This window comes from Bradyrhizobium sp. 1200_D9_N1_1, assembly GCF_052075915.1.
GTDB lineage: Bacteria > Pseudomonadota > Alphaproteobacteria > Rhizobiales > Xanthobacteraceae > Bradyrhizobium > Bradyrhizobium diazoefficiens.
The window spans coordinates 7,836,939-7,855,343 of record NZ_CP197226.1 but is presented as its reverse complement, the minus strand read 5'-3'; the positions used below and the strand labels follow the sequence as shown (position 1 = coordinate 7,855,343).

Genomic DNA, 18,405 nt, shown 5'->3' with positions numbered 1-18,405 from the left:
TCATCTGCCAACCGGAAAGCTGCGGATCTGCTTAGCTGGCTGTCGGCAAGCTCGTTATTCTACTTTGCGGTTCTCATTGTACGGAGCCCGTCATCCGCCGGGAATGACATTCGATGAATCGGGGGTAGGCCTGCACCGGATGGTGTTAGGCTCTCTATTTCGTCGTCCTGGGCTAGCGTACATATTTGAAGCATTCGCAAATGTCGTGATGTCAGGAATCATCTGGCTCTCAGTGGTGATCCCCACTTGTCCCAACTCGTACAATCTAACGATGCATGCGATTCAAAGTCTCTTCATAAGACCGATGGTCTAAAGCTGTCGGGGGCTGTGGACTAGGGATCGACCGCTTCGGCAGCCGAGCCACGAGCGTCGCTCCTACGTGATGATACGGAGCGTAGGTGTCGCAATTGTTTGATCTACGAATTGCATGCTCTCGGCATGAATCCGAAAAGCAAACTCTACCAACCCGATCACTGGCGAGGCCGCGCGCAAGCAACGCGAAAGAAGGCGGCAGCGCTCGTTGACGGGAAAGCAAAAGACAGGTTGCTTAAGATTGCCTTCGAATACGACAAGTTAGCGCAGCGCGCCCTCGTGTGGCGGATGCGCAAAAATGAGGACGATACGTGGCCTGAGCAAGAGCTGTAAGCGCTGCTACGGCCAATCAAGGCTTCAGCCTTTTGAACTATACCCAACCCAAGGGCGAGGCTGATATCGCTCAACAAGCAAGTCAATCCCGCCTGCTCCGAGCGTTGCGGGAGCGAGGAGCGAGGCGGCCGGGCCGTCCTATGCCATAGGACGTGAGGGCGGAGCCGGCCGCTTGCCCAACGTTCCTTCAGGTCTCTTTGCTTCGTCAGCTTCTCGAAAGCTAGCTTTCACATAACGGTAATGCGGAGTACCAGTTCTCACTTGCAGTCAATCCGTTGCGCCTAACGAGGAAGCCCGGATGCCACCTGCGCGGTACGTCGAGCTGCTACTGGTCATTTTTGGCACTTAGCCGCGGCCGCAACGGCATATCAGTGTCTTTCATTTCAGACATCTGGGTTATGCGTCGGAATTCCTATTGCGGTCGCCGGAACAGCGCACTCTAAATCCAGGTCGCAGCGCGAATTGCGCGCCGGCATCAGGTTATTCGCAGCCGTGGCGGCTGCAGCATGCGATAGGCCCTAGAAGCCTCGCGCGGTCGCCATGCACGGGAGGCTGTCAGAAGAAGGCTGTGATGACCAAGTAGATTCCAGCCCAAAGCACCGCATTTATGAGAAGTGCGACGAGGAGCTCCCAGTTCCACCTTCTCTGCGGTTGCAAGGAGGGACGATCGGCGCCGAAATGCTTGATCATTGGGGGCTTTGTTGCGCGCGAATGTACGTCTCATTGCGCTGAGCGCCGGCCAACAGAAATATGCCAAGCTTTGCATGCCTCCTATCACTCATAAGCTAGCAGTCCTCTCTTCATAGGGCGGTAGGAGAAACGATGTTCGTTGCGTCGCGACCACTCGGCCGATTGATTGCTCGTGTATCTTCGGAACGGCAAGGTCGCGTTCGGCCCACGCAGCAAGCTACATGCCAGAAGGTAGAACTGTCGGCAGCGCCTTTCATTTGATGGGTTGGTCAAACGGAGCCGCTGCGCGACGTCGGAGTCGCGACATTCCTGTCGGAAACAAAACCCGCATTACCGTGTGCAACGAACACCGGCGGCGACGCCGGTGATGCTGTGTTGAAGATGGGAGTTTGGCCTCCCGGAGCCGGCCTTCAGGGGCAGGCTTCAAACCACCTCATGCTGCCGCGTTCAAAAGGCGCGGTGGTGAGCGATGAGGAAAAAGGCGGTGAATGAAACCGTCAGGTAAGTGACAAGAAGATGAGTGCAAGCGAACCGCCGATGACGTATCGAAATGGTTTCAAGATGCTGTCAAGACGGGCGTGGGGTAGTAGCGCTCGGAGGAGTGTGGGCGGAGCCTGTTTACGGCCCACGCGGCAGCCGGTGCATAGGCGGCATGATCTCGTCACAGGCTTCAACACGGAACGTCGGAACCTGACGCAATGCGTCAGGGGCGGAGCAACCCGTAATAGTGAGGAAGCGGCTGTAATGGCCGTGGAGCAAAGGGGTTGCGTTATCCTGCCGGCGTCACTGCGCCAACCGGGAAGACCGGGAGGAGCACGGTGAAGTCCGGCAAACCGTTGCCCATCACCAAGCGGATGGTGTGGGAAGCCTATAAGCTTGTGAAGAAGGGAAAGGCGGCGGGCGTCGATGGCCAGAGTCTCGAAGACTTTGCCGGCGATCTTGAGAACCACCGCTACCGGCTGTGGAATCGGTTGGTGTCAGGAAGTTACTTCCCGCCACCAGTGCGGCGGGTCGAGATTCCTAAGGCCGGCGGTGGGATTCGTCCTCTTGGCATACCGACGGTCGCGGACCGTATCGCCCAGATGGTGGTCAAACGGTGTCTGGAGCCGGTGTTGGATGGAGAATTTGATCCGGACTCCTACGGCTACAGGCCCGGAAAATCGGCCCATCAGGCCATAGAGCAGGCGCGTAAGCGGTGCTGGCAGCACGACTGGGTCGTAGATCTCGACAACAAGAGCTTTTTCGACACGATCGATCATGAACTCTTGATGCGCGCGGTCTATCGACACACGAAAGCTGACTGGATCCGGCTCTACATTGAGCGGTGGCTTAAGGCTCCGGTCGAGATGCCCGATGGATCGGTTCGGGCGAGGACGACAGGCAGGTCTCAAGGGGGTGTGGTCAGTCCAATCCTGGCAAACTTGTTCCTGCACTACGTGTTCGATGTTTGGATGAAGGGGTCTTATCCCCACATTCCGTTCGAACGCTACGCCGACGACATCATCTGCCATTGCCGCACGCGGCAGGAAGCGGAGGAACTCAAATCGGCGCTGGAACGACGGTTTGCTGACTGCCATTTATTGCTGCATCCGGAGAAGACTAAAGTGGTCTACTGCGCTGACAGCAATCGACGGCGGTCCTACCCGCAGATCCATTTTGACTTCCTGGGCTTTAGCTTCCGCCCCCGTATGGCGAAGAACCGGTGGGGCAGGATCTTCACCTGCTTCCTTCCGGGCGTGAGTCCGAACTCTCTCAAGGAGATGAGGGCTCGCATTCGAGGATGGCGCTTGCCTCAGCACTCGCCGCTTCCGCTTGAAGACATCGCGCGTAGTCTCAGCCCCGTCCTTCGGGGCTGGGATCAATACTACGGGCGATTCTACCCGACGGAACTGCGTAGGCTCTATGAGTACTTCGATGAGCGCCTCGGCGCGTGGCTTCGGTGCAAGTACAAGCAACTGAAGGGCCATCGGGGACGGTCGTTGCGGAAACTCAACGAGATGGCGAAGCAAAATCCAAAGCTCTTTGTCCATTGGCAAAAGCTTGGACGGGCTACGGTTGGATAACAGGAGCCGGATGATGCGAGAGTATCACGTCCGGATCTGTGAGCGGCCGAGGGTGAAACTCCCTCGGCCTACTCGACAGCAAAAGGTGAGCGCCTCGCGAGCGTCATGCCGTATGACCTTGCCCCGTGGACTTAATCCAGATTGAAGTTCGCTCTGGCCGATATGAGGACCAGAGCATGAAGCGCAGCCGCTTTACGGAAGAGCAGATCATCGGGATTTTGAAGGAGCACGAAGCTGGCGTGTCGGTTGCCGATCTGTGCCGGAAGCACGGCGTCAGCGATGCCAGCATCTACAAATGGAAAGCCAAGTTTGGCGGGATGGAGGTCTCGGAGGCCAAGCGGCTGAGGACGCTGGAGGATGAGAACACGCGGCTGAAGCGGCTTTTGGCCGATCGTGGACGCCCACGGGATGAGCGAACGGCGGGCGTGTAAAGCCATCGGCTGTTGCCGCATGACCATCAGATATCGGACGACCCGGGCGGACGACGCGGCCCTACGCCAACGCATGAGAGCGATTGCCGAGGTGCGCCGTCGCTTCGGCTATCGGCGCCTGCATGTTCTGCTCAGGCGGGAGGGCTATCTGGTCAACCACAAGAAACTGTTCCGGCTCTACCGGGAAGAGAGGCTCGCGGTCCGTCGCCGTGGTGGCCGCAAGCGGGCGCTCGGGACCAGGGCGCCGATGGTGGTGCCGATAGCGCCGAATGACCGCTGGTCGCTCGACTTCGTCTCGGACCAGCTCACCGATGGCCGCCGCTTCCGCATCCTGACCGTGGTCGACGAGTGCACGCGCGAATGCCTGGCGTTGGTGGCCGACACCTCACTGTCGGGCTCCCGGGTGGCGCGGGAGCTGGACCGGCTGATGATTGAGCGCGGCAAGCCCAAAATGGTGGTCAGCGACAACGGCATCGAATTGACCAGCAACGCCATCCTGACATGGGCCGACCAGAGCCGTGTCGACTGGCATTACATCGCGCCCCGCAAGCCGACGCAGAATGCCTTCATCGAAAGCTTCAATGGCTGTCTCCGAGACGAATTGTTGAACGAGACGCTGTTCACGTCGCTGGCCCAGGCCCGCGTCGAACTCGGACATTGGCGGGCCGACTACAACGATACGCGACCTCACTCGCAACTCGGATGGAAAACACCATCGGAGTTTGCCTTCACCTGCAACCCGCGACGGGATCTGGCGCTGCGCTATGCCGATGGCTCCGCGCCAGCTCCCGCCGCTGCCACCGCCCAACCGAGCAAATCCAACAGCCGGGGCGAACTCAGGACCGGATAAAACTTGATGTGGTGGAACGGCCCGCTCCAACAGCATCAAAGTGCTAGAACGTGGTCGTTGTTCGAACGCCACAAAGGAGGGACCGTTCCGTGAAACAGGTTATCACCATCGGGCTGGATCTGGCCAAGCACGTTTTCCAGGTTCACGGGGCGGATGCCGAGGGCTCACCCGTGTTCAACCGGAAGCTACGGCGCAGCGAAGTTCTGCGTTTCTTTGAGAAGCTGCCAGCATGCCTGGTGGGGATGGAAGCATGCGGTAGCGCCCACTATTGGGCGCGCGAGATCGCAGCTCTCGGTCATGAGGTCCGGCTCATTCCGCCGGCTTATGTCAAACCCTTCGTCAAGCGTGGCAAGACGGATGCGGCGGACGCTGAGGCCATCAGCGAAGCGGTGACCCGAAAGACCATGCGCTTCGTGCCGATTAAGACGGCTGAGCAACAGGCTGCCGCGATGGTGCTGAAGACCCCGCGCTCTTCTAGTGCGGCAGCGAACGCAATCGGTCAACGCGTTGCGCGCGCATCTGGCAGAATTGGGGATCATCGCCACCGCCGGCCTGGCAAAGGTTGAGGCGCTGGTCGCAATCATACGGGATGAGACAGATGCACGCCTGCCCGCAGCAGCGCGCTTCGCGCTGATGGCTATTGCCGACGAGATTGAAGCTTCAGCCGACCAGATCGAGAGGCTCGAGCGCGCAATCGTCGCGGAGGCCAAGCACGACGAAGGACATGCGTCGGTTGACCACGATCCCTGGCGTCGGCGCCATTACGGCGGCGACCATCAAAGCGCTTGTGCCGGATCCCGGCGGGTTCAAGTCGGCTCGCCACTTTGCCGCCTGGCTGGGATTGACGCCGCGGCCTCATTCAAGCGGAGGCAAAGAGCGGTTGGGACGAATATCGAAGATGGGAAATCCAGAACTCCGCTCTATCCTCGTTGTCGGGGCAACGGCCGTCTTGCGGCTTGTCCGAAACGACGTTCGGGCGCGGCCGTGGCTGAAGGCGCTTCTCGCCAGACGCCCCTTCAAGGTTGCCGCCGTCGCGCAGGCCAATAAGACGGCGCGGATCATCTGGGCGCTCCTGGACAAGGGTGAAATTTATCGGCGTCCCGACCCATTGGCGATTGCCGCGGTGACGCAGTGACCGCCAAAACGATCTGACCGGCGCAGGCCGGCAGAGGGCGAGGTGCAACAACAGGCGATGAACCCATGGGACGAAATCCCGAAACGAGTGAAGCTACTGCCCCCAATGCGCTCAAGCGCGTAAACTTGATTTAGCTCCTCGTTCCGCGGATCTCATCGAGGCCAGCGGCCATATTGTGCCGCGCGCAAAGGCCGGACATATGACCGCACCGTTCCAATGTGTGAAATCGACTGAAAAAGCTCTTGCCTCGCGGGCCGTTCCACATATGGGGGCAAGGTCACGTAGCCAACGCGTTAAGGGCCGCATCTTAGTGAGGCCTATAAATCGAGCGATATTTGCAGTGGCAGCCAATGAGATCGGTTAATCATTGTTCCTGACCGTTAGCTGACGATCGAGGTCGCAGCGGTCCGCTGGATGTGCCAGCTAAGAAGTGCATTCCAGACGTCTGCGGCTATGTACGAGCCGATTTGGACGCCATAAAACTGAATGGTTTTCACATAATTGACGCATTAGGACTGTTCAGCCTTTGCGAGAAGGCCGCAAGGGATCAAGTACACTCCCGCAGAAGCAGCAATGTCGCCCGGAGCTATCTGGTGCGGCAACTGCGAGCATCATGAAGTCTGGATTCCGCCGCCAATAGGAGAGCATGGCATGATGAGGGACAATTCATTGAAGACGAGATGAGGCCTCAAGAGCCGCCGACTTCGCATGCTCAAGCGTGATGTGCGCTCTGCCGGCGATGAGCAGTGAATGCCTGGCACCGATCAAGACTGCTTCGCCGCGGAGAGGCTCAATGGCGGACTTACATAAGTAGCGGGAAGATTCGATCGGCGGGTCGCCTAACTCAACGTACAGATCGTGCCGCCGCCCGTCCTCAGGCAACCGGCGGCACCGAGCGCAATTCGAGCACCAGAGGCATAACTAGAGGAGCGTGAGTGATGATAGACATCTACCGCTTTTGCGGATGGTGCGTTGTAGAGTGGTTCAGGAAAGCTGGGCCGAGAATCGCGGAGGTTGACTTGTTGCGCGACAACGTCCTCTACGTAGAGTTCAGGGCTATCCGAGAGGCAAAGGAGCGGGCGTGCGAGCGCAGGTGGTAGACAAGCTGGAGGCGGGCCGGGTGCAGCATGGCCGGTTCGCGACTGCTCCGGGATCAGGCCCTTGCGGTCTCTTCTTTGTGCAGGGGCCTTGCGGGTGTGAACTAAAGATAAGTGCATTTGTCCGTCCTGGGTGGGAGCATGTCGCTGTTTCGACACCGCGGCGTTGTCCAAACTGGGAGGAGATGTGCTTTGTCAAAGACATGTTCTGGGATGAAGAAGAGTGCGTCATGCAACTGCATCCGCCACATTCGCGTTATGTGAATAACAGCCGATATTGCCTTCATTTGTGGAGACCCATTTATCGAGACATTCCGATGCCGTCTCCGAGCTTCGTAGGCGTCGTTGGATTGAGTCCCTCAGATGCGGCAACGTTGTTCGCGCGGATGAGCGCGACAGCATGACGGACTGAGTTTACAATATCCGAGCACAAGGTGAGGCCGAGCGGGTGCACAAGCACCGGTTCGGCGTCCCGATGAGATGTCACAAGCGGGTGTATGTCAGGCTCGCTCGGCCGTTGCGGCGTGCAAGGCGGGCTGAGATGAAATGCCGCTGTCAAACAGGAGCAGCCTCAGAGCGAACAACAGCATCTCGCTCGCTGATAGCCGATCACGGGGCGAACTGGGGACGCGAATTGCGCGCTCTTTGGAGGCGAAGTTTTGGGCGCCGGGCGGCGCGGCACGATGAGGGTGAGATCGATCTCAAGCCCACGACCGAGCCTGGTTTGGTGAAGGCATCGTCTAACGCAGCCATCATCCTGACTGAAGCTGAAATTACACGAGCGCGACCTCTTTCACTGTGCAAGAGTCACTAGCTGGTCGGCCACCGCCTCACACCTGCAGCAGCGCCCGGAAGCTGGGACTGTCGCACAGCCAATTTGCCATGACGGCGATAGCTTCCCTAAGCTTGTGTGGTGGCCAGCTCCTCGTCAGTTTGCCGCGATATCGGTCGCAGGCAAGATGTGAGCAGCGCGCCCTCTGAGGAGACGCACGCGGAAGAAGCCGGTGAACCAGCATGTATAATCGAGTCGATGGCGAATACGCACATACTGAGCAAGCTGAGGAATCGAGTTGGCCCGCAGACGGTAGCGAATGTGCCCAAACACTCACCGAAATCGCGCGGCTGGAGAGCCTGGCGCCCGGCGAATTGTTCGATAGAATGGGGCTCTGCTTCAGCAAGCCGCATACCTCAGATGCAATCGATGATAGTTCAAACACCTCGGGCCTCAGCACATCCTCTCTGTCCTCCAGCTCCGAGTTATCCGTTGCCACTAGCCCTGTCCGTCCTCTGTTCGATTACAGGACGGCGGAATTGCCCCAAGCCAATGTCAGTGGAATCTGTGTTGGATTGGCCGCGGAGTGGCTCCTTGATCTCCCAAGCAGCGCTTCCTCCCGAATGGGGGTTCTGCTCCCGGGCACGGAAAATCACCGCTCGGCGGCAAGACGGCAGGAACAGTCTGAAAAGCTTAAGACTCAATTGAAAGAGGATAAGGCGGAAGGGTCTCACAATTTCCAGGCAAAAAGCACAATCTTGCGTGACGCCGGCCTAGAACCATCTGCTGAAGAGACGCGATATAGGTTTGGTACATCTTCGTGCATCGACAAGATCGTAAACGAGCTTGCGCAGGATCCATCCGTCCATTTGGTCAGCTTGAAATTCGTCCAACCTGGCGCCGGCACCCACACGATTGCAACGGCAACGTCGAATGGAACGACGATCCTCTCTGATCCTAACTATGGCGAATTTACTGTTCCGTCAGATCGGGTCGGAGGGTTGTTTAAGAGTCTTGCCGAGCGCTATAGCACCCTGAACAAACGTGATATTTCGGCGGTCGTCACACAAAGGATCAGGTATGGGCATCCCAATGCAACGGACCTTGCCCTATTCCCGCGCGCGGAACCTCATCGGTAGACACGAGGCAGCCGCATCGCCCGCCTTGTTTCACCCGCCGCGGTTTCTGTGGATGTTCAATCGATGCTCTCGATGGAAGTTCTCTGGAAGTAGTGCAGAGAGGGGAATGTTTAGCGACATAGGTTCGCCGGTCACTGAGGTTTGTGAGCCCCGCGCCATCGCGTGTCAGAGCAATCGCCTGCGCTTCCTCTCAGGCCGGACCGGCGGCCCGTTAGGCTAACCTCCTCGTAGGGTTGCGTTACCCGACGCCCAATCGCGCTCAGGGGGCCGGTCGGCAACCAAGCATCCACAGAGTCGGCACTAGCTGGAGCCGATCTGCTTCGGAATCACCGCCAGCCGCTTTTATAGTGAGCTCACCAACCAAATAGCTGCTGCCGGGGGCATCGGCTTGCCGTCGCACCGGCGCCTCAAAGCCAGTCATCGCTCGCCACGAGCTCCGCGACAATCCGCCTTCTCTCGTCGCTGGACTTGATTGACGGCTTCGGTGAGGACCTCATCCGCGATCTGACTCAGTGATATTGCAGCGCTGTGTTGTTCCAAGCTTCTCAATGGAATTGTGCGCCGAGCTGGAGCACTCTTTCACGGATTAAAGTGCCGAATAGTGCGAGTGACATCGCGAAGTTTGGACGAGGAGTTCCTGCGCGGAGCGCTCGCATGGGGGGTATTTAGCTAATTCGGATGACCGGCGCCCGGTAGCGTGGATCCGATTACGCGGGAAGCAGCGGGGGCGCTGGTCGGGTGGATGGATCAGACGCTGTCTCTGCCGCGCATGCGCGACTGGTTGAAGTTAGCAGGAGCGTGACTCGGCGCCGAAATCCCCACGCATACTCGGGGCGAGCGCTGTCCCTACCACGCGCCGCTAACTTCAAGAGTCATTGTACACCGAATAGCTGTCCAAAAGCTGACGAACCCGACGGCATGCATCCGGCGAAAGCGCCTGCGCGGGTTCATGCCCTGCTGCCTAGCACCCAGCCATCTGCCTAGTGGACGACCAACGTAAAATATCGTTAGCATAGACACATTCCATCCCCTCAGCGCGTCGTGCCGGACGCGGTCCTGTCGCCGCCAAGGAACGGTCACAAGCAAGTTGAGCCGGGGCCTGCCGCCGCGCACATGGATAGGCCGATAGGCCCATGGGCTGTATTCTTCGTCGACTGGCAGGCTACAGACCGCTCGCTGCAAAAAACCCTGACATTATCGCCAGGGTTTTGCATGCCATCGAGAATTTAAGGAGGCCGATCAGAAGTCCATACCGCCCATGCCGGGGGCCGCAGGCATTGCTGGACCAGCCGTAGCCTTCTTCGGCAGCTCGGCAACCATCGCTTCCGTCGTGATCAGCAGCCCGGCCACCGAAGAGGCGTTCTGGACCGCGATGCGCACGACCTTGGCCGGGTCAATGATACCCTTGGAAACGAGGTTGCTGTACTCGCCTGTCTGGGCGTCGAAACCAAAAGAGTACTGCTCGTTGTCGAGGACCTTGCCGACCACGATCGAACCGTCCTCGCCGGCGTTGATCGCGATCTGGCGGGCCGGCCAGGACAGCGCCTTACGCACAATCTCGACGCCGGTCTTCTGGTCGTCGTTCTCGGTGCGCAGACCCTTGAGCTGCTCGGAAGCACGGAGCAGGGCGACGCCGCCGCCCGGGACGATGCCTTCCTCGACCGCCGCGCGGGTCGCATGCATCGCGTCATCAACGCGATCCTTGCGCTCCTTCACCTCGACCTCGGTCGCGCCGCCGACGCGGATCACCGCGACGCCGCCAGCGAGCTTGGCGAGACGCTCCTGGAGCTTCTCACGGTCGTAGTCCGAGGTGGTCTCCTCGATCTGCGCCTTGATCTGGGCCACGCGCGCCTCGATGTCGGCCTTCTTGCCGGCGCCGTTGACGATCGTGGTGTTCTCCTTGTCGATCATCACCTTCTTGGCGCGGCCGAGCATGTTGAGCGTGACGTTCTCGAGCTTGATGCCGAGATCTTCCGAGATCGCCTGGCCGCCGGTCAGGATCGCGATGTCCTGCAGCATGGCCTTGCGGCGATCGCCGAAGCCCGGAGCCTTGACGGCCGCGACCTTCAGACCACCGCGCAGACGGTTCACGACCAGGGTCGCAAGCGCTTCGCCTTCGACGTCCTCGGCGACGATGACCAGCGGCTTGCCGGTCTGCACCACGGCCTCGAGCAGCGGCAGCAGCTCGTTCAGCGAGGAGAGCTTCTTCTCGTTGATGAGGATGTAGGCGTCGTCCATCTCAACGCGCATCTTGTCGGCGTTGGTGACGAAGTAGGGCGAGATGTAGCCGCGGTCGAACTGCATGCCCTCGACGACGTCAAGCTCGGTCTCGAGCGATTTGGCTTCTTCAACCGTGATGACACCCTCGTTGCCGACCTTCTTCACCGCGTCGGCGAGGAACTTGCCGATCTCCTGGTCGCCGTTTGCCGAAATTGCGCCGACCTGGGCGATCTCGTCGTTCGAGGTGACCTTCTTGGAGTTCTTCTGAAGGTCCGCAACCACAGCCTCGACCGCAAGGTCGATACCGCGCTTGAGGTCCATCGGGTTCATGCCGGCGGCAACCGACTTGGCGCCTTCTCGCACAATCGCAGCGGCCAGGACGGTCGCGGTGGTGGTACCGTCGCCAGCAGCATCCGCAGCCTTCGAAGCGACCTCACGCACCATCTGGGCACCCATGTTCTCGAACTTGTCGTCGAGCTCGATCTCCTTGGCGACGGCAACGCCGTCCTTGGTAATTCGAGGTGCGCCGAACGACTTGTCGAGCACGACGTTGCGGCCTTTCGGACCGAGCGTGACCTGCACGGCGTTGGCGAGAATGTCGACACCGCGCAGCATACGGTCCCGCGCGTTTACTCCGAACTTCACTTCTTTGGCTGACATAGAAAATTCCTTCAGTCCCTATTAAGTCATCCTTTGGCGCGCCCGATGGGCTCTCCTCAGGAGGGGTGAGCTTTGCTGTGAATTAGGCGGCTTTCTTCTTGGAGAAGACATCGGTGAGAACACCCATCACGTCGCTCTCCTTCATAATCAACAGGTCTTGCCCATCGATCTTGACCTCGGTGCCGGACCACTTGCCAAACAGCACGCGATCACCGACTTCGATGTCGATCGGAATTAGCTTGCCGCTATCATCGTGGCCGCCCGGGCCAACTGCAATGACTTCGCCCTGCGATGGCTTTTCTTTGGCTGTGTCGGGGATGATGATGCCGCCGGCGGTCTTCTCTTCTGCGTCGATACGCTTGACCACGACGCGGTCGTGAAGCGGACGGAATTTCATAGAGGTCTCCTGAGCGTCTGAACAAGTTGGAGTTAAGCACAATGTGACAAGCAGCCCGTAGCAAGAGTCAGGCCAGAAATGCGCTAAGCGATCTGCCCTTCCAGTTCCGCTGAAGCATTCAGCGGCTGCGCGTGTGTTGTCCAGAAGCAAACGCGTAGAGGTGCACCAGCCCGCCCGCTGTCGTGAAAATGACATTGCGTTTCTTCGAATACTGCTTTGATCCCGGGAACACTTCAACGCTGCTCCGGGGGCCGTTGGACAGTTCGAAAGACTGCGCGTGTTGGCGGCGGTGCCGGCATTGCACGTGATCGCCTGACGGCACCATCTAGCAGCTGTGGCGGACAAAGCGTGCGGTCCACAAGCGGTGTCCATCGGCGGCGCTCAAACCCTATTGAATTCACCCTGGTCATCGTGCCGGCAGCACTTGAAGAAATTTGCACGTGCCGCGAAAGCTTGATTGCGCCGGACATCGCGTACCGCTGTGCTTTCACGGTTGCGTTCCTCGCCTGCGTTTCCGCGGAAGAGAGTGCCGGGAGCTACTATCTGAGATGGCGGCCATGAGCCGAGAGCGCGCATTTTTGCGCAATTGTCATCGAGATGAGGGGCTGTTGCTATGCACGAGGGGCCACTCTACTCGGCACGTGCCATAGATCATATCCGGCAGGTGGCGCTTGAACGAAAGCGTTCTTTCGGCCGGCGAAAAGCCAGGACGGCGATCTAACTCACTGAGGCCGCATTTTCCGGCGATAGGGTCGAGAATTGCATCGCGAGGTGCTCGATAGACTCCCTCCTTTTGATGTCGATGGCATCCAAACAGCTGTCGAGGATCGAAGGGATTGGCGGATTTAAGAGCAATATACCTTGATATACGTTGTGCAGCTGCTTCCGGCGTGTGATCGACTTCCAAGTCAAAATTCATCCGATCTCCGCGCACCATGGAAGAGCATCTGTGTCATCCGTAGAAGTACATCAGCACATCGTCTCACTTCTGCAGAAGCCGAATCCCGTCATCCTGGATATTGGCTGCAATGATGGGACTGATACGCAAAAGTTCCTCGAGCTGTGCCCGCAACCCGAGCTTTACTGCTTTGAGCCCGACCCCCGAGCGATCGCGCGCTTCAAGAAGAAGCTTGGTCCATCCCTCAATAAGGTGAAGCTGCTAGAAATCGCCATCAGCGACCGAAACGGGACGATCGACTTCCATCCGAGTAATGCAGATGGGGATGCGAAAGATTGGGACCTGTCCGGCTCAATACGCCGCCCAAAGAACCATCTTACCGAGTATGATTGGGTCCGGTTTGATCGGCCTGTCTCGGTTGAAACACGGCGGCTGGACGACTGGTGCAGCGAAGCCAAATTGGACGGAGTCGATTTCATCTGGATGGACGTTCAGGGAGCCGAAGCCGACGTTATCGCCGGCGGCATGCGGACCTTGAGCAACACGCGCTTCATCTACACCGAATATAGTGATCGCGAGCTCTACGAAGGGCAGTTGAGCCTGCAAGCCATTCTTAGCTCATTGCCATCATTTGAAGTGGCGGCTCACTATCCGCGCGCAGTGGAAGGTGATGTATTGCTCAGGAATACGCGTGTCTAGCAGCTACTCAGATCTAGCGTCTCATTCATGCAGCGCCTGATCAGCGTACTCTGTGATGGCCGTAGCTGCACAACGGTGATCGTCAAGGCGGGCGGCTATCGTTAGCCCGATTGGTGTGCGGTTTCGAGCCGGCGTGAACGCCAGCCGGTCCATAGGGAGCGGCCAGCGCCATGGTAGTCAGCGGGTCCATCCGATCCTGAGGAGCTAAGGCCGTGGTGCCGTGGCGATCGAACAGCCGATGTAGCAGCAAGGCGTTCGCACATTCATGACGTCGCTTCGTCGGTTCCGCTCTACCGGCAGTCGCCAGGATCTACTGCCGATCACGCCAAACCATCGCGCGGCCTCATCGGCGCGCCCCAAACCGGTCTAGCTTGCTAATGTCACTCCATCCCAACGGCAGAGGGCTGGCTGTATTGGAGGGCTGACATGGGTCTCTTCAGCCGGAAGATGGCCGGTTAGGCGATGCGCGATCTCATGCGGCCGCAGCGTCTCTTCCGCGCCGTCGATGCCGATCCGCCAGCCGCGGCCAAGAGCCAGATTGATCCATCATTCCGATGGAGGTGCACGGTACGCTTCACATCAATGTCGTACTGCCCTTGCCAGTGTCGGCGTGCCGCATCGATAAGCGCAAGGTTGAGTGCCAGGATATTGCGCCGTGCAGTGCTGCACGGTGCGCCCAGGCGGCACAGCCCGTGAGAGTCGAGCCCCGTCGCTCGGTGATTTGGAAAGTTCGTGGGTTGCCGTTGCGCAGAAATTCAGGTCGATCCCGCTCGGCAATCCATTCGCGTGGCCTGTGGTTTGCCCGCGCCTGATCCCTTTACTTCATGGAAAGCCGGGCTGTATTGCAGTTCCGAGCAGGGCGAGGCCAGCACTCTGAAGCGTTCCCTCGTTTAAAGCTGCGTGCTGGGCAACCACGAAGCTGTCGCACATGGCGCGTGCTAGTACCCGGAATCAGAGCTGAGTGATACGGCGGCCTTTGAAACGGCGTTGACGGACCTTTTTCTTGGTCCAGACGAAGGGCTCGGCTCTGTCGTTGTATGCGTTGACGTAGGCATCGATGTGTTCCTGAAGCTGCTTGAGGCTCGTGAAGGAGGTGCCGCTGAGCGACTGCCCCTGCAAGATGGAAAACCATACTTCGACCTGATTGAGCCATGACGCACTTGTCGGCGTGAAATGAAATTGCACGTTGGGGTGGGCCTTGAGCCAGTCCTCGTTCTTTTTATGGGTGTTGAGGTTGTCGAGGATGACGTGAAGCTTGCGGTTCGGAAAAGTCGCGGTGACGCTGTTCATGAAATCGAGAAACTCGACGCGGCGCCGGCGTTTTGAATGGGTCGCGATGATCTTTCCGGTGGCGACTTCGAGCGCCGCAAACAATGTTGTGGTGCCATGCCGCTTGTAATCGTGGCTTTGGCCGGTTAAGGCGCGGCCATTGGGCAACTTCAGATAACCCTGCGCTCGCTCCAAAGCCTGGATCGAGGGCTTCTCGTCCACGCACAGCACAATGGCCTTCGCCGGCGGCGCGACATAGAGGCCGACAACATCGGCGGCTTTGGCCGTAAAGTTCGGGTCGTTGCTCTCGCACCAGGACTTGCGAGCCACCAGGTCAATCTTGTGGCTGCGCAGGAACCGCCAGACATATTGGACATCGACATCGCCCAGCGCCTCGGCCAGCAGGGGGCCGGTCCAGCGCGCAAACCCTTGCGGTGGCGGCTTATCCAGCAGCTTCAGAATCCGCTTGTCGGTCGTCTTCGTATAGATCGGCTGCTTGCCAGGCCGCGGCTTGTCTTGCAGCCCTTCAAGGCCATGGTCGGCATAGCGATGCCGCCAAAGGCTGACAATCCGCGGCTGGACCCCAACTTCCTTGGCGATCGACCGGGTGCTGCGCCCATCCGCCGCCAACAGAACTATCCGCGCCCGCTTCAAATCGCGCTGCAACGTCACCGGTGAGCGACAGCACGCCTCAAGCACCTTGCGATCTTTCCTCGAAAGGTGGACTTCTCTTGCTTCGGGTATCATCCCGACCTTGAATCACGACTCACGTTCCAAGAAAAGTGGGTACTAGGTTGCTGCTGGTATAGAGCGCCTCAGTTCCAGCAAGACCGCTCGAGATCCTGCAGACCTCAGCGCCCTGCCGCGCGGCGTTCGTCGCGGCGAGCCGCACTTGCATCGTGGTGCTCAGATTTACCCCGCCCGTGAGCGCTTGCTTCCACAGCTCTTCCGTGGCCTCGTAAAAGAAGGAACGAGCGGAACGTAGCATAGATTCGGCTTTGGCGATTTCAAGTTGGACATAGCCGCGCTCAGCCATCACGGGCGCTCCAGTGATCGAGGCGCGGCTTCCGGCCATGGCGATCACCTCGTCTATTGCGGCTCGCGCAATCCCGATGCCGACGACCGCATGCGCCTGCGCAGCGAAAGCGACGGACGGATAACGATAGATCGGCCCATCAAGTGTTGCCGGACCGCCGCGGATCAAGGTCCATTGCTCTGGCACAATGACGTCGCTGACGACAACGTCGTGGCTTCCGGTGCCTCGTAGTCCGATGACGTCCCAATTGGGCCGGATTGTCACCTTCTCTGCCGGAATCACCGCTACACGCGGGAGGTCTCCGGCCGGATCGTCTTCCAGTTTTATACCAACTCCTATCAAATCCGCCCCGGGCGAGCCGCTAGCGAATGGCCACACGCCGTTCACGACAAATCCGCCGGCGCATCGCCTGGCGGGCTGGAGCGGGAAGAGCGCACCCGCCAATACGACGTCAGGTCCATTGGCGTACACTTTTCGAAGCGTGTCGTCCGGAAGAGCAGCGAGGTAGCGAGCTCCATCCCCGAAGCTGGCGACCCAACCGGCGGATCCGTCGGCCTCGGAGATGCGCTCGATCTGGCGGCAAAATTCGGCTGGTGTTCGCTCCTCGCCGCCGAATCGCTTCGCGACCATAGCCCGATAGATACCGATGCGCCTGAAGCCGTCGATGATCTCTTTTGGAATTTCCTGCGCGGGGCCAAACTCGTTGCGACGCGCACGGATCTCGACAAGTAGCGGCGACAGATTATCCCAGGTCGCAGCCGCGGTGTGGGATACAGGACATTGCTTTTCGGGTGAAGCGTTCATAGATCGTCCTCCGCGTCTTGTGCCGACCATGGTCGTGCGTCAGCCATTGACTGCGCACGGGGCGAAGCTGGGTGATACGATACCGGCTGGAGGACATTCTCAGAGCTGTCGCAGTTGATATCGCTTGCATGAGATTGCGCACGGTAGCTTCCCAATTTAAGGGCCGGGAAGCCAGACTGAGATGTAGCTGTTGCCGTTGCATGGAGGCTGGCCGGCAAAACAGCCGGTAGACGGCGGCGCGACATCGGCCCGTGGTTGCCGGGCTGGATCTCCGGCGGCTGGTCGGGGGGGCATGCGATGTCATGTCTTCTCCATGGACGTGTGCTCATACGTCGGACAAGCCGGGTCGAGCCAAGTTTGGAGTTCCTGAGCTATGCTCGGGAGGGCGCTCAAGCCTGCGACTTAGTTTTCCATCGTCTCAGCAATCGGCGTGCCATTAAGCATGTCTGCCGGCCTTGTCCGAATCTCGCGAGATCATTCCGCCGCGCCGTGCCACACATGCTCGTGTCTTCGTGTATACTTTCCGCCAATGTCATTGACTCAACAAGCCGCAAGCAAACCGACAGAAGCGGACCTCGATCGCCGACCGGCCAGATTCAACGTTAGTGCCAAAATTAAGACCCGCTCCGATCTCCCGATGCTACCAACAGCCCAATAGCTGTTCGTGCGACTGCGGGGAGCGCCTGGTTAGAAGCGGACCTCCAGACAGCTGGTGTTCAGCAAACGCACGGAGCTCAAGACGCTGAATTACGCGATCAAATCTGTTCGAGGCACTGCAAGAGTACCCGGCTCATGCAAGCAAAGACAAGGCGCGCTTCGAAGAGGCCCCGGGGAGCTTAGGAGGCTCGTTGCAGCACACGAGCCGTCTACCTTCTGTCCTACAGGACGCAAGAAATTCGGGCAGAATTCTGACCTGTCGACCTCTTTTGCAGCCGCCGGCGCCTCCCTCTTCGGCGGTTTTCCAATGCTGAGATTTTGGCCGAGCTTGCCAAATTCGCGCAGCATGCCTGCGCCACGAGCGTTACGACTGATGAGGGATCCACGTTCTGAAGCTAGTCTTCTGTTTCCTACTGAGCGACGCCGTGGTTGAAGAGCTTGCTTGCCAAATCTATCGGTTGTTAGATGATTTCTGGCTGGCAGACGCGGTGCGCAACATTTGAATCATTGTTCTGGTATTCGCCTGGGCGGACAAATCTGGCACAACTTACTGTGTCCGCAGCGACTAACAACCTGATGGGTTTCGCGTACACGCTATGCAATTTGCGAGCTGCCAGTTTCGTCTCGTGTCGAACTCGTTATGGAGGACGGATAGTAAATTGTCCAAAGCGGGCGGGTCGCGCGACTGTGTGCAATATCAGGCAGCGCATGCGAGATCGTGGTGAAAACAACCATGCTTTCAACGGCCTTATCATTGCGGGCCGGGTCCTTGGCGGCGAACGAGACTATCATAACGAATGATGGCAGTCCTGCTGGTTGTTCTATGTGATCTGCAGCCCTGGCTGAGCTTGGTGATAAAGCAACACCATTCATGGCGTGCTCGATCGGAGCTAGAAGATCTCAGGATCGTCGCCGGCTCTGGAGTTCACAGCCAGGCAATGCG

Annotated in this window: 9 protein-coding genes and 2 pseudogenes; 7 read left to right on the top strand and 4 right to left on the bottom strand. The window is 58.9% G+C overall.

Annotated features, from left to right (window positions below; translation table 11 throughout):
- The first annotated feature begins 411 nt into the window (after positions 1-411).
- The 6 genes and pseudogenes from AB5K84_RS37250 to AB5K84_RS37225 all read left to right on the top strand — a co-directional run bounded on the left by AB5K84_RS37250 (position 412) and on the right by AB5K84_RS37225 (position 8,822).
- On the top strand, positions 412-645 hold the full coding sequence (locus tag AB5K84_RS37250; protein ID WP_014497799.1) for a hypothetical protein: 234 nt from the start codon (positions 412-414) through the stop codon (positions 643-645).
- 1,508 nt (positions 646-2,153) lie between these two features.
- Entirely contained in the window at positions 2,154-3,398 is a 1,245-nt protein-coding gene (gene ltrA, locus AB5K84_RS37245; protein WP_011084848.1) for a group II intron reverse transcriptase/maturase, read from the top strand.
- Between the two features lie 176 nt (positions 3,399-3,574).
- Positions 3,575-4,679, top strand: a pseudogene (locus AB5K84_RS37240) (IS3 family transposase).
- Between the two features lie 89 nt (positions 4,680-4,768).
- Positions 4,769-5,814 (top strand): annotated as a pseudogene (locus AB5K84_RS37235) (IS110 family transposase).
- A 1,081-nt stretch (positions 5,815-6,895) separates the two neighbouring features.
- Positions 6,896-7,315: a DUF7694 domain-containing protein gene (locus AB5K84_RS37230; protein ID WP_011084853.1), complete on the top strand. Its 420-nt coding sequence runs from the start codon at positions 6,896-6,898 to the stop codon at positions 7,313-7,315.
- 610 nt (positions 7,316-7,925) lie between these two features.
- Positions 7,926-8,822, top strand: a complete 897-nt coding sequence (locus AB5K84_RS37225; protein WP_011084854.1) for a YopT-type cysteine protease domain-containing protein — start codon at positions 7,926-7,928, stop codon at positions 8,820-8,822.
- Positions 8,823-10,061: 1,239 nt separating this feature from the next.
- Here the strand turns inward: AB5K84_RS37225 and groL are convergent.
- Both groL and AB5K84_RS37215 read right to left on the bottom strand, forming a co-directional pair.
- Complete coding sequence (gene groL, locus AB5K84_RS37220) at positions 10,062-11,702, bottom strand: chaperonin GroEL (protein ID WP_011084855.1); 1,641 nt, start codon at positions 11,700-11,702, stop codon at positions 10,062-10,064.
- 82 nt (positions 11,703-11,784) lie between these two features.
- Positions 11,785-12,099 carry a co-chaperone GroES gene (locus AB5K84_RS37215; protein WP_011084856.1) on the bottom strand — a complete coding sequence of 105 codons (315 nt, stop codon included), beginning with the start codon at positions 12,097-12,099 and terminating at the stop codon, positions 11,785-11,787.
- A gap of 949 nt (positions 12,100-13,048) precedes the next feature.
- Here AB5K84_RS37215 and AB5K84_RS37210 point away from each other — a divergent pair.
- Complete coding sequence (locus tag AB5K84_RS37210; protein WP_011084858.1) at positions 13,049-13,696, top strand: FkbM family methyltransferase; 648 nt, start codon at positions 13,049-13,051, stop codon at positions 13,694-13,696.
- Positions 13,697-14,647: 951 nt separating this feature from the next.
- Here AB5K84_RS37210 and AB5K84_RS37205 read toward each other — a convergent pair.
- Entirely contained in the window at positions 14,648-15,712 is a 1,065-nt protein-coding gene (locus tag AB5K84_RS37205; RefSeq protein ID WP_011084514.1) for an IS630-like element ISRj1 family transposase, read from the bottom strand.
- A gap of 19 nt (positions 15,713-15,731) precedes the next feature.
- Positions 15,732-16,805 carry a flavin-dependent monooxygenase gene (locus AB5K84_RS37200; protein ID WP_441232730.1) on the bottom strand — a complete coding sequence of 358 codons (1,074 nt, stop codon included), beginning with the start codon at positions 16,803-16,805 and terminating at the stop codon, positions 15,732-15,734.
- Between the last annotated feature and the right edge of the window lie 1,600 nt (positions 16,806-18,405).

Coding starts and splice junctions, on each gene's coding strand:
- AB5K84_RS37225 (WP_011084854.1), top strand. CDS start 7,926: ATGTATAATCGAGTCGATGGCGAATACGCACATACTGAGCAAGCTGAG.
- groL (WP_011084855.1), bottom strand. CDS start 11,702: ATGTCAGCCAAAGAAGTGAAGTTCGGAGTAAACGCGCGGGACCGTATG.
- AB5K84_RS37215 (WP_011084856.1), bottom strand. CDS start 12,099: ATGAAATTCCGTCCGCTTCACGACCGCGTCGTGGTCAAGCGTATCGAC.
- AB5K84_RS37205 (WP_011084514.1), bottom strand. CDS start 15,712: ATGATACCCGAAGCAAGAGAAGTCCACCTTTCGAGGAAAGATCGCAAG.
- AB5K84_RS37200 (WP_441232730.1), bottom strand. CDS start 16,805: ATGAACGCTTCACCCGAAAAGCAATGTCCTGTATCCCACACCGCGGCT.